We start from the raw sequence: 12626 nt of genomic DNA, 5'->3' as shown, positions 1-12626 counted from the left end.
TTTTATGAGTGATAATTGAGATATTAAACAAGATATTAATTATCAGTTTTTCCAGGATTAATAATGACATTAACTTGTAAATTAGTCAACCGAGAAACTTTGATACTGTCTTGGGGATTCAACTTAATTTTTACCTCTACAACTCTAGCGTCTGCGTCTGCTACTGGATCTGTACCTAATACATTTTTACTACTAATTTCTAAGCCAATTTCGTCCACAATTCCCGTTAATTCTTCCACAATACCATCGCCTTTTATGGTGGCAATTTGCCCTAATTTTACTTTATTAATATCGGTTTCATATATTTCAGTTGTGACATACATTTGCTGAGTATTACCAATCGCAACAATGCCTTTATTGCTAATAAGTTCACCAGGCCAAGTGTGAATTTTAATAATTTGCCCATTTTGAGGGGAACGAACATAGGATAAATCTAAATTAGCTTGAGCAGTTTTGACGGCTTTTTGTGCAGCTTCTAATTGTGTATTTGCTAAAATTACATCTGTAGGTCTTACTTCTGATACTGCGGCTAAAGTTGCTTGATCCTGACTGATTTGACGACTAACTGTGTTAATAGTACGATTAAGATTTGCCGTGGCTTGATTAATTTGCTCTTGTTTAGTGGTAATAACTTGATTTAAAGTTGATTTTGCTTCTTTTAGTTGATTTTCTTTGATTTCTTTTTGCAGACAAATGTTATCTTTTTGAGAAGTGGAAACAGCACCATCTGTATATAAATTTTCATAGCGACTACATTCTGTTTGGGCATTTTTTAATTCAGATTCAATTCTCTGAATGACAGCTTTTTGAGTATTTTTTTGCCCTTCTAAATCGTATTTTAAACTAGCAATGGTGGCTTTTTGGGTGGTAATTTGTCCTTGTAATTCGGCTTGAGTTGCTTGAAATTTGGATTTTTGAGCAGTAATTTCGCCTTGTTTTGCACCAGCTTTTACTTGTTGTAAACGTGCATTGGCAACTTTAACGTTTGTTTTAGCTTCTTCTAAAATTGCAGTGAGGCGATCGCTATTATCAAGAATTGCAATGATTTGTCCCGCATTTATTTGTTGTCCACGTTTAACTAAAAGTTTTTTAACTCTTGCACCTTCCATAAAAGCGGGGGCTGATAGTTGAATAACTTCTCCCTGGGGTTCTAAATATCCTAAAGCTGCTATTGCTTGAGGAAGATTTTGATTTTGCAAAGAAACTGGTAAAGATGTTTGATTAGGTAACTGTTTTTTAACTATAGAGTAGGCGATCGCCATCACAAATCCTGAACTGACTATAGCAATAATTAAGGTAGTTGTACCGCTCTTTTTGAAAGAATTGAATAGTTGTGAATTCATATTTTCTCACGTTTTTAATTGTGTTATTATCTTAATATACCTTTAAGTTGTATTTTAATTTTTAATATTGAGAAATTTATGAACTTGTCTAGCACATAAATAGCCACTTATAATAGTTCCTCCAAACCCATGTCCTGGATAAGTCCAAGCTGAGGCAAAATAAAGCCCCGGAATAGGAGATTTATTAGCACTATATCAGTAGAATCTATGGTACTTTTAGGAATGCGATGTTTGCGCCAATCAAAGTCAAAACCATCAATCACAGCCATACGACTTCCATAAGTGTGATCCGGTGTTTGCGGATTTGGGTCATAATATTCAGATAAAGGTAATCTTACATCTGGATTGGAACGAAATTGTTGTTTGCGAGTAAGTATATTTTCCCAAAGTTCTAATAAAGTTTTAGCCCCAGGATAACAGCAACCCATTCCTACGACAGCAATATTATATATGTCTGACATGGTTTTGTGACATGAGTGTTTTTGTACTTAATTCTCAATTACTCTATCAAACTTGATTGTAGAATTGATGAATCCTGTAACAATATTTTACAATTTTTGGCTTTTACCCATGGAATATCTCTGATTTTTTTCTCTTGCGAGAAATATCGGTACAACCCGATAAAATCGTCGTCAATAGAGTTTCTTTTTGTTGGTAAAGATTATTACTGTTGTAAAAATACTTAAGGTTGATGAGAGCGACGAACTTCTGTAATCTGATCTGCTACATCTAAAAGAGACTTTGGCATTTGAGAACCTGTAAGAATAATATCAAGATGAGGAGGACGGTGAGAAAGAAAATCTAAAACCTCACTTTCAGGAATTAAACCGAAATTAACCGCTAAACTCAACTCATCTAATACCAGTAAAGAATACTTACCTTGATTAACTACCTGTTGAGTATATTGCCACAGTTTTTCTAGGGAAAGCTTTTCCCCTTCGTCCAAATCGGAATTATCAATATAACGAGGCAAATCACAGCGAATCCAATCTAAGTTTTGTCCCATTGTAATGGGTCGTTCATGCCCTTGACGGATACCACCTTTAAGAAACTGAACTATTAGTACTGGTGTACCTTGTCCAGCAATTCTCAGCACTTGTGCCATGACGCTTGTAAAAAAGCTACGTTGAGAACTAGTAAAAACTTGCACTAATCCTGCTACGGAATATGGTAAACTGAGAGTAGAATTTGAGGCTGAAATTTCTAATTGGGCAACCATAGGACAAACTTGAAAACTTGGTGATAAATTTAATGGTGTTACTAAAATGGTGTTACTAAATTGACGTATAAAAATCAAAAATTGCATTGCTCAAATTTTTACCCTCTGCGTCTTTGCGTTTGGGAGTGAGAAAGATTCATCCTTAAATCCATTGAAGCCAATTTAATAATTTACGGGTCAATTGATAGCAAAACACATAATCATCCTACAGCAGTATTTAGGATTCCCATAGTAAAATATTCTGACTTGATGCGGTTAATATGTATAAGGCAGTAAGCAAAAATTCAAAAGGCAATTGTAATGGCTTGGCAACGTCCTGACGGCAGAAAACCCAGCGAACTCCGTCCCCATAGTTTTTATCCTAATTTCACCCGCTTTGCCCCTGGTTCGGTTTTGGCTAAATGTGGTGATACTCAAGTTCTTTGTACCGTGAGTGTAGCTGAAGGAGTACCTAAATTTTTGGCGGGAACTGGTCAAGGTTGGTTAACGGCAGAGTATAGAATGCTACCTTCTGCTACCCAAAAACGTCAGGAACGGGAATTAATGAAATTATCAGGGAGAACCCAGGAAATTCAGCGTTTAATTGGCAGAAGTTTAAGGGCTGCGTTAGATTTTGAGGTTTTAGGAGAACGGACGCTAATGGTGGACACAGACGTATTACAAGCCGACGCGGGAACGAGGACAATGGCAATTACAGGGGGTTTTGTGGCTTTAGCTCATGCTATATCTCAATTATTGCAGCAAGGGGTGTTAGAGCGATCGCCTTTATGTAGACAAATAGCGGCGATTTCTGTAGGCTTATTACAAGGTGAACCATATTTGGATCTAAACTATATTGAGGATGTGTCAGCAGAAGTGGATTTTAATGTAGTTATGAATCATAAAATGCAAATTATTGAAGTTCAGGGAACAGCGGAGGAGGGAAGTTTTAGTCGTCAACAATTGAATCAAATTTTAGATTTTTCTGAACAAGGAATTCAGCAATTATTAATTGCTCAAAGAAATGCAATTAGTGATTGGAATACCTTATTCATAGAAAATTAAAATAGAAAATTAAATTGTCATAATTCCCCAGTTAAAAAATTCAATTAGTTTCAATTAGTGGCCGTAAACTTGCAACCAAAAAGAAATTCAGAGCAATCTTGGCTAATTCGGTGTTTGTCAGCATTTCTGTTGTTAGGTCAAATTTCATTACATTTTCTGTGCGGAAAAACTTATTATCGCAAGATATTAGAACATACAGTAAAAGCAGGACCGGGTGCAATTTACCCAGTTTTATTAGTCAGTGGTTTTGCGGGGATGATTTTCACTATTCAAACTGCTAGGGAATTAGTGAGATTTGGGGCTGTAAATACTGTTGGCGGTGCATTTGCTGTAGCATTTTGTCGGGAATTAGCGCCAATTTTAACTGCTAGTATTATCGCTGGACAAGTTGGTTCAGCTTTTGCGGCGGAATTGGGAGCAATGCGAGTAACAGAACAAATTGACGCTTTATATATACTCAGAACAGACCCTATTGACTATTTAGTTTTACCTAGAGTTATTGCTTGCTGTTTAATGATGCCTATCATGATGATTTTTTCCTTAATTGTAGGTATTATGGGCGGTACTTTTGCGGCCATGCAGTTTTATCAAGTTGTTCCCGAAACATTTTTAGAATCAGTGAGAGAGTTTTTAGTACCCTCAGATATTTTTATTATTTTACTTAAAGGGTTAATTTTTGGGGCTATAGTTGCTGTTAATGGCTGTAGTTGGGGACTGACAACTCAAGGGGGAGCAAAGGAAGTGGGAGAGTCAGCAACTACCGCTGTTGTTACTACCTGGGTGGCAATTTTTATGATGGATTTTATATTGGCGTTACTATTGTTTGAGCAGCCTGTATTTTAAAGGGAACAGGGAATAGGGAACAGGTTACAGGTTACAGGTTACAGGTTACAGGTTTTGGGCAACTTTACTTTTCGTTACTTATGTCGGGTTTTTCCCGTTTACCTACTTATACTCTTCGACTTATTCTCCTAATTTTTCAAACAATTTCGCCAACATGACGTTAGAAAATATAAAACCATCGGTATCGCTAAAGCGTAACCTATCTTTAACAATTTTTACCCAACCTCTATCAAAGTATGGTTGCAAACAGCTTTGAATTTTCTCAACTTGATGATTACCAAATTTTGCGACTAGGGAATTTAAACTAACTCCTTCCGCTAACCGTAGTCCTAGCATTAAAGTTTCTAATAAAATATCATTTGCAGAAGTGACTGGACAATCCATGACAGCACCGGCTTTTAACCATTGGTAATATTCCTGGGTTTTGCGGGGACGAGTAAAGCGTTTACCTTGAGTATAGCTGGCAGCGCCCATACCAAAACCATAATAAGGACGATTTTCCCAGTAGACTCGATTATGTCTACATTGGTGTCCTGGTTGGGCATAATTGGAAATTTCGTAATGTTCGTAACCAGCCTGTGTTAACATTTTATGCCCTAGATGATACATTTTAACTGTGGTTTCATCTGTGGGTAGGGGATGATCTCCCGGCCGATAATAACGGTTGAAGACTGTTCCCGGTTCAATGGTAAGATCATAGACAGAAATGTGGGTTGGTGCGGCTGCTATAGCTTGAGTTAAGGAATCTTGCCATGATTCTAAACTCTGGTGTGGTAAGCCGGAAATTAAGTCTAAGCTAAATTCGGGAATCTCGACTTTATGGATTAACTCTATAGCTGTAATAATATCCATCAGTGTATGCGATCGCCCTGCGGTTTTCAACAATTCTGCTTGGAAAGCTTGTACACCCAAACTTACGCGATTTACTCCTAAGCTGCAATAACCAGCGATATGTGCTAAATCAAAGGTCCCTGGATCAATTTCCATAGATATCTCTACCCTAGATGTGATCCCAAACCGCTTTTCTAAGGTTGTTAATATACATTGTAACTGTTCTGTTGATAACAGCGAAGGAGTACCACCGCCAAAAAAAATTGTTTCTAAAGGTTGACCATAAACTGGCGCAATTCTGATTTCTTGACATAAAAATTCCACATATTCGCTAATTGTCCCAGAATTTTCACCCCGCGAGCGATCGCCTACCACGAATACGGGAAAATCACAATAATAACACCGTCGCCGACAAAAGGGAATATGTACATAAGCAGAACGAGGAATTTCCCAATCAGTATTTTGTTGACTCATTCTTTTAAAAATTGTGAGGTGAATATGATTTGAATATTAAAAATCATGAAAATGAGGAGTTTGTTGCCAAAATTTTGGCCTTTTTGCCTAAAAATAAAAATAATATGCAGTTAAAACTCTTTAGTTATAATGTTGGCATATTTTCTCGGTCTGATCAGATAATATGATTTCATATTTCTGAATTTACCCAACAGGATAGAAGCAAACATACTTTACTTTATCAAATAAATACCGTTGTAGGAACACAACACCACCATGCTGGATGTCTTTATTATTCTCTCATTTATCTTAGCAGCGTCAGGGATAGGTTATTTCAGCACTGATCTACTCTCCCCAGGTACTCTCCATGGAGTCACGAATGTAGAGGCCTTACGCTTAGTTATAGCCGTCTTTGCTGCCATTATTGGCGGTGCTGTAGGGCTAAGTTTCCAAACTACATACCGTCGTTTAGAATCACAAGTCCGGGAAATGCCTCTAGAAGCGATTTTAACCCGGTCTATTGGCTTAATAATTGGACTACTATTAGCTAACTTGATGTTAGCACCTCTATTTTTACTACCCATTCCTCCAGATTTTAGCTTTATTAAACCCCTTGTAGCTGTTGTTGGCAGTATTATCCTCTCTGTTACAGGCATGAACTTGGCCGATACCCATGGACGGGGTTTGTTAAGATTAATTAACCCCAATACGGTAGAAAGTATGGTAGTAGAAGGAACTCTTAAACCTGCTAATACCAAAGTTTTAGATACTAGCTGCATTATAGATGGCCGCATTGAAACACTACTAGAAACCGGATTTTTAGAGGGGTTAATTCTTGTTCCCCAATTTGTTTTACAGGAATTACAGCAAGTAGCTGATGCTACTAAAGACCAAAAACGGGTCAGGGGCAGAAGAGGACTAGAAATTCTCAACCGCATTCGAGAAACTTACCCGGAGCGTATTGTAATTAACACTGTAGATTATGAAGACACTCCTAATGTTGATGCGAAATTAATCCGTTTTGCTCAGGAAATTAATGGCACATTACTCACTAATGATTATAACTTATCAAAGGTTGCTAGTGTGCAAAAAGTCCCGGTTTTGAATGTTAATGATTTAGTAAATGCCGTCAGACCAACTTATTTACCTGGTGATAATCTTGATTTGAAAATTCTCAAAGAAGGTAAAGAACCAAGTCAAGGAATTGGTTATTTAGATGATGGCACAATGGTAGTAGTGGAAGAAGGTAGTCCTTATGTGGGTGGTGAATTACGGGTAGTAGTTACCAGCGCTTTACAAACTTCCGCTGGGAGAATGATTTTTGCCAAACCCCAAGCTTCTGCCTTAGCGTAACAGATAAACCACGGAAAATTAGAGTTAAGCTATGCAAATCGGTGTGGGAAAACTGCACCGATAAACTACATTTAATTTTATTTCGCGCAAAGAGGCAAAGGAAGAAATAAATACATGAAATCTGAACTAATGTAAAACTAGAAATTATAAATATTTTTCCATTACATAATTTTTAAATTTTATTCCTCGACGTTCTACTTCTTGTTCTTTGACTACAGTAAATCCCCAGTATTGAAAAAATGGTTTTGCGGTAATACTTACTTCTGCATATAGCCGATTAATTTTTCTAGATTTTGCCATATTTTCTATATGAGTCAAGAGTTTTGAACCTATACCTTGCCTTTGGTATTGGCTATGACAATAAAAACAATCAATATGCCCATTTGCTTCTAATTCTGCAAAACCAACTATTTCACCATGCTTTTCTGCAATAAAAGGCAGCTTGGATTTTAACCTTTCATGCCAAAATTCATAATCCATAGTTTCGCCAGTCCAAGCATTTACTTGTTCTTGAGTGTAATCAAAAATATTGATTTGATGAACTGTGTCATAAAACAGTTTCATAATGGCTTCAGTGTCAAATATCTGATATTCTCTGACTATCATTATGGTGTTTTTATAGGTTTAATATTTTTGGCTTTATAAAATGTTTCTAAACTATCACTATCACCCACAAAACGCCAATGCCAAGGTTCATAACTGACACCTTGAAGATTATCTTGAGGAAAGGAAATTTCAAAACTAAATCTGGCAGCATTGTCTTGTAACCACTGATAAGCTTTAGTATTTTCAAAATTAGCTTGTAAATTAGTGGCTGGTACTGCACCATCGCCAATATCTACAGCATAGCCTGTATGATGTTCACTATGATTAGGAGGTGCGCTTAGAGACGCTCTTTCTGCTGGAGTTTGGTTACGTTGTGCGCCAATATCAAAAAATAACTGCTTTTGCTCTTCTACGGAACGAAAGCCAGAAATTGGCACTAAAATTACACCCGCACTCCTGGCCGCTTGTACCATGGCTTGAAATTTGACAGCAGCAGATTTTCGCATTCTGATCCTATTGTCAGCCGTAATTGGGGCTAATTCTGACTCTGGTGCTTCTGAATATGGGAAATGTCCCAGAACTGTATCATCACTAGCGGGAGTATTATTAGCTACCGATGTAGAGCTAATCGCTTCCGGCTCGGAATTGGGAGTTTGCTGAGGTGTTGTCAGAGAAAATAAAAAACCACTAGAGACAGCCAGCAGCAAAAATCCAGCAAATCCACTGATGATTAAAACTTGTGGCTTTAATTTTATACTACTTACAGCATCAGAATTATCACGAATAGCTATGGGAATATCATCATCAGAGTGAGGAGAGGAATTGTGTGGTTTTTTGGGAAACCCAGCTTTATTCAAGTTTTTGCTCCTATTTGTGTTTAATGGTTAAAGAAGGTCAAAGGCACGAGTTTTTTGCATTTTTAATTCTTAATTATTTTAGGTGTAATTTTGATAGATATTTTAGAACTATATCTCCGATTAGTAGGATTAATCCTGATAGGATTTATACTAGGACGTAAATTACCCGGTAGTGCTTCCATTTACATAGGTCAGTTTCTCTATTGGGTGGGAGTACCTATTGGTATTATTGGTTTTTTACTGCAAACAGACTTATCAGGACAAATTTGGATTGCACCGATAATAGCTCATTTGGCAATCTTTTTGGGGGCATTATTAGCTTGGTTAAGAATCAAAGTAAAAGGTCATTTCACCAACTCAGTCCCCCAAAGAGCAACTCAAGGTAGTCTGATTCTAGCAGCAATGGTAGGTAATACAGGTTATCTGGGTTTTCCCATAACTTTAGCAATGGTAGGTAAAGAATATTTTGCCTGGGCTTTATTTTATGATATGTTAGGGTCACTCTTTGGTGCTTATGGTTTAGGTGTGGTTTTAGCCGCTAAATTCGGCAATAATATCCAAAATCGCATCCAAGTAGCAAAGGTAATTTTTATTAACCCCGCGCTGTGGAGTTTTGGATTTGGTTTACTGTTGCGTCAAGTCGCGCTTCCTGAGTCAGTAGTATTTTTGTTAGAAAAATTGGCTTGGAGTACAGTAGCTTTATCCTTAATGTTAATTGGTATGAGACTTTCACAATTAAAATCTTGGACTAAATTACCACAAGCGGGGAGTAGTATCTTCATTAAAATGGTACTAGTTCCCCTGATTTTAGGTAGTACCCTCTCTCTTTTTGGTGTCACTGGTAAAGCAGCGCAGGTGATAGTTTTGCAAATGGCCATGCCTCCAGCCTTAGCTACACTGGTAATAGCAGAAACCTTTGATTTAGATCGTGATTTGGCTGTCACCGCTTTAGCAATGGGGATTATAGTCTTGTTATTTACTCTCCCTCTTTGGTTATGGCTGTTTTGAAAATAAGTATCCTACCTGTACCTAATTCTGGGATGATATATTAAAAACAATTCTAATCACTCAATGTCTAAAAATGTCAAAGCCGAATACTAAAGCCCAAAAAACCCAAATTATTGAAGTGCTAAAACAGGATTATTTTCCCATGATCCCTCAACTTGAGAGAAATTGGACACCAGAACAACATGATAAAAATCGTTTAAGTCGTTCTTTGGCTGCATTTGCGATCGCTAATCTTGCTGATCTTACTCCTTCTCAAGCTGCTCACTCGATTATCAATGGAGGAGATGATAATGGTATTGATGCAGTTTATTTTGATCGGGTTAATAATCGGCTTTGGTTAGTACAGGCTAAAGCGGGGAAAGCCCCAAATATGGGTGATAATAAGAAATTCTGTGATGGAATTAGGGATCTTGTCCATAAACGGTTTCAAAAATTTAATTCCAGTTTTTCACGCTTGCAGCATGATGTTGAAGATGCTTTAGACAGAAATGGAGTCAAAATAGTTGGTTGTAATATATATTTAGATGATAGTTTGGGAACTCATGTAGTTAATGATCTCAATCAATTAAAAGATGAACTCAATCAATTTGATTCGCGTTTTGAATGGCGAGATTTGAATTTTGAAAATATTTATCGCTGGTTGACAGCAAAACAAGAAAATGCACCTATTGAAGTTAAATTAACATTAGAAAAATGGCATTGTTTAGAACATAAACGTAGAGCTTTTTATGGATTAGTTAATGCTGCTGAACTAGCAGATTTATATAAACAGCATAATAAATTATTATTCGAGAGAAATATCCGTTATTATCTGGGTACACAAGATGTTAATGAAGCAATTGCTCAAACTGTTAAAGAACAACCATTAGAACTTTTTTATCTCAATAATGGATTAACTATTACTTGTGCAAAAGTTAGTTTACCATCTGGACACAATCAGGACTCAACTCAATTTACTTTAGAGGGGTTTTCGATAGTCAATGGAGCGCAAACAGTGGGATCTATTGCATCTGTATTTAATGACAATCGTGCAATATCTCCCAATGCAAAATTATTAGTTACCATCATTGAAGTAGGCACACAATCAGATACTATAGGGATAGAAATTACCAAAGCGAGAAATACACAAAATACAGTCCGTGATATTTATTTTGCAGCATTAGATCCCAATCAGGAACGGTTGCGGCAAGAATGTATGGTATCAAATATTGTTTATCAATATCGTCCATCAGCAGATAATCAAGATGCTATTACCATTGAACAAGCTGCAATAGCACTTGCTTGTTTTAGTGGTAATGCTGAAATAATTGTTGCAGCTAAGAAAAACTTGAATCTTTTGTATAAGGATCATTATTCTACACTTTTTAGTAATGAACTTTCAGGAATTACACTTTGTCGTTATGTGCGTATATTTCAATATCTTGATCAGATTTTTGAAGATTCTCGCAAAGCAGAAACAGAAACTCGACGTAAAAATTTCTATCAACATGGTAGATTATTTATATTGAATATTTTATCAAGACGCTATAAATCTTTAATCAATAAACCGGAGGTTAATTTATCTCAAGATGATATGACTGAGTTTTCCAATGTTGGTATAGAACTTGCTGAGTTAATTTATACTCTTGCTGAATCTCAGTTTGCTAGTGATGAAAAAGGCTATCTTGCTATTTTTAGGAGTTTAACGGATGTTCAACAATTAATGACTAAAGTAATGCAAGAATTAGCACAAAATAATTCTTAAACTCAAATTATCAGTATACAAGCATTAATTTAATTATCAGCCAGTTAATGACAAACATCAAATAATGGTTTATAATATTTTTAATATTAAATTAACCTTTAAAATTTGATTTTCCGATAAAAGCAAACCCTAATTATGACTAAAAAACAGAGACTAGAATTAACATGGATAGGTAAAGAAATTCGCCCCAAGTTAGAACCGCGAATTTTATTAGAAGACACTGAAAAATCTTATCATGCTACACATCGAGTCAGTGAAAATGATATTTTTGATAATCGCTTAATTTTTGGGGATAACTTGTTAGCCCTCAAGGCTTTAGAACAGGAATTTACAGGAAAGGTTAAATGTATTTTTATTGATCCTCCCTATAATACAGGTTCAGCTTTTGAACATTATGATGATGGAGTTGAGCATTCTATCTGGCTTGGTTTAATGCGAGATCGTCTAGAAATTCTGCATAATTTATTATCTGAAGATGGTTCTATTTGGATTACCATTGATGACAATGAAGCACATTATTTAAAAGTCATGTGTGATGAGATTTTTGGGCGTGCAAATTTTGTTAGAAATATTGTGTGGCAAAAAAAATATACATCAGCTAGTGATTCTAAAGGTATCCCTGATTCTCATGATCATATTTTAGTTTTCAGTAAAACAAGTAGTTACTACCGTAATTTATTGCCAAGAACAGATAAACAAAACTCACTTTATAAATATGATGATAATGATGGTCGTGGTTTATGGAGAACCGATAATCTAAGCGTAAAAACTTATTCTGCTAATTATGATTATGAAATTATTAATCCTATAACGGGTATAAGTTATTGGCCACCTAAAGGAAGATCATGGTGTACAAGTAAAGATAAAATGCAAGTAATGATTGAGAATAATAGAGTTTTTTGGGGAAAAGATGGTAAAGGCGCACCACAACTTAAACGATATTTAAATGAAGTTCAACAAGGCGTAGTTCCTATTTCATGGTGGCCTCATGATGAAGTCGGTCATAATGATGAATCACGAAAAGAACAGAAATCACTTTTTCCTAACAGTGCATTTTCAACTCCAAAACCCGAACGGTTACTCAAAAGAATTTTGGAAATTGCCACAAATCCAGGTGATTTAGTATTAGATTCCTTCGCAGGTTCAGGAACAACAGGCGCAGTTGCACAAAAAATGGGAAGACGCTGGATAATGATAGAACTAGGCGAACATTGTCATACCCATATTATTCCCCGACTCAAAAAAGTAATTGATGGTGAAGATAAAGGAGGTATTACCCAAACTGTTAACTGGAAAGGTGGCGGCGGATTTCGTTATTATCGCCTTGCACCATCATTATTAGAAAAAGATAAATGGGGTAACTGGGTGATTAATAAAGAATATAA

12 protein-coding genes are annotated in these 12626 nt (G+C 36.2%); 6 read left to right on the top strand and 6 right to left on the bottom strand.

Annotation, left to right across the window (positions count from 1 at the left end):
• Nucleotides 1–35: 35 nt before the first annotated feature.
• The 3 genes from ACIR131C_RS0116945 to ACIR131C_RS0116935 form a co-directional block, all read right to left on the bottom strand.
• Nucleotides 36–1343, bottom strand: coding sequence for an ABC exporter membrane fusion protein (locus tag ACIR131C_RS0116945; RefSeq protein WP_028091165.1), 1308 nt, complete (start codon nucleotides 1341–1343; stop codon nucleotides 36–38).
• Nucleotides 1344–1450: 107 nt separating this feature from the next.
• Nucleotides 1451–1804, bottom strand: a complete 354-nt coding sequence (locus tag ACIR131C_RS0116940; protein ID WP_028091164.1) for a beta-ketoacyl synthase N-terminal-like domain-containing protein — start codon at nucleotides 1802–1804, stop codon at nucleotides 1451–1453.
• Nucleotides 1805–2025: 221 nt separating this feature from the next.
• Complete coding sequence (locus ACIR131C_RS0116935; protein ID WP_028091163.1) at nucleotides 2026–2562, bottom strand: P-loop NTPase family protein; 537 nt, start codon at nucleotides 2560–2562, stop codon at nucleotides 2026–2028.
• Between the two features lie 300 nt (nucleotides 2563–2862).
• Here ACIR131C_RS0116935 and rph point away from each other — a divergent pair, with 300 nt between their 5' ends.
• Both rph and ACIR131C_RS0116925 read left to right on the top strand, forming a co-directional pair.
• On the top strand, nucleotides 2863–3606 hold the full coding sequence (gene rph / locus ACIR131C_RS0116930) for a ribonuclease PH (RefSeq protein ID WP_028091162.1): 744 nt from the start codon (nucleotides 2863–2865) through the stop codon (nucleotides 3604–3606).
• 69 nt (nucleotides 3607–3675) lie between these two features.
• On the top strand, nucleotides 3676–4449 hold the full coding sequence (locus ACIR131C_RS0116925; protein WP_028091161.1) for an MlaE family lipid ABC transporter permease subunit: 774 nt from the start codon (nucleotides 3676–3678) through the stop codon (nucleotides 4447–4449).
• Between the two features lie 120 nt (nucleotides 4450–4569).
• Here ACIR131C_RS0116925 and hemW read toward each other — a convergent pair whose 3' ends face one another.
• Entirely contained in the window at nucleotides 4570–5754 is a 1185-nt protein-coding gene (gene hemW / locus ACIR131C_RS0116920; RefSeq protein WP_028091160.1) for a radical SAM family heme chaperone HemW, read from the bottom strand.
• A gap of 255 nt (nucleotides 5755–6009) precedes the next feature.
• Between hemW and ACIR131C_RS0116915 the strand changes: the two genes are divergently transcribed.
• Nucleotides 6010–7086, top strand: a complete 1077-nt coding sequence (locus ACIR131C_RS0116915) for a PIN/TRAM domain-containing protein (RefSeq protein WP_028091159.1) — start codon at nucleotides 6010–6012, stop codon at nucleotides 7084–7086.
• A 144-nt stretch (nucleotides 7087–7230) separates the two neighbouring features.
• Here ACIR131C_RS0116915 and ACIR131C_RS0116910 read toward each other — a convergent pair whose 3' ends face one another.
• Together ACIR131C_RS0116910 and ACIR131C_RS0116905 are read right to left on the bottom strand one after the other, a co-directional pair.
• Nucleotides 7231–7692, bottom strand: coding sequence for a GNAT family N-acetyltransferase (locus tag ACIR131C_RS0116910; protein WP_028091158.1), 462 nt, complete (start codon nucleotides 7690–7692; stop codon nucleotides 7231–7233).
• On the bottom strand, nucleotides 7692–8489 hold the full coding sequence (locus tag ACIR131C_RS0116905) for a M15 family metallopeptidase (RefSeq protein WP_028091157.1): 798 nt from the start codon (nucleotides 8487–8489) through the stop codon (nucleotides 7692–7694). Before ACIR131C_RS0116905 ends, ACIR131C_RS0116910 begins: the two co-directional genes overlap by 1 nt.
• Nucleotides 8490–8579: 90 nt before the next feature.
• Here ACIR131C_RS0116905 and ACIR131C_RS0116900 point away from each other — a divergent pair, with 90 nt between their 5' ends.
• The 3 genes from ACIR131C_RS0116900 to ACIR131C_RS23070 form a co-directional block, all read left to right on the top strand.
• On the top strand, nucleotides 8580–9497 hold the full coding sequence (locus ACIR131C_RS0116900) for an AEC family transporter (RefSeq protein ID WP_028091156.1): 918 nt from the start codon (nucleotides 8580–8582) through the stop codon (nucleotides 9495–9497).
• A 73-nt stretch (nucleotides 9498–9570) separates the two neighbouring features.
• The gene (locus ACIR131C_RS0116895) at nucleotides 9571–11241 is read left to right on the top strand and encodes an AIPR family protein (RefSeq protein WP_028091155.1); all 1671 of its coding nucleotides are present in this window, start codon (nucleotides 9571–9573) and stop codon (nucleotides 11239–11241) included.
• Between the two features lie 135 nt (nucleotides 11242–11376).
• On the top strand, nucleotides 11377–12626 hold a 1250-nt coding region (locus tag ACIR131C_RS23070; RefSeq protein WP_196811792.1), incomplete at its 3' end, for a site-specific DNA-methyltransferase.

The sequence above is a fragment of the Dolichospermum circinale AWQC131C genome (assembly GCF_000426905.1).
Taxonomy (GTDB): domain Bacteria; phylum Cyanobacteriota; class Cyanobacteriia; order Cyanobacteriales; family Nostocaceae; genus Dolichospermum; species Dolichospermum circinale.
This window is presented reverse-complemented; position numbering and strand designations above follow the sequence as displayed.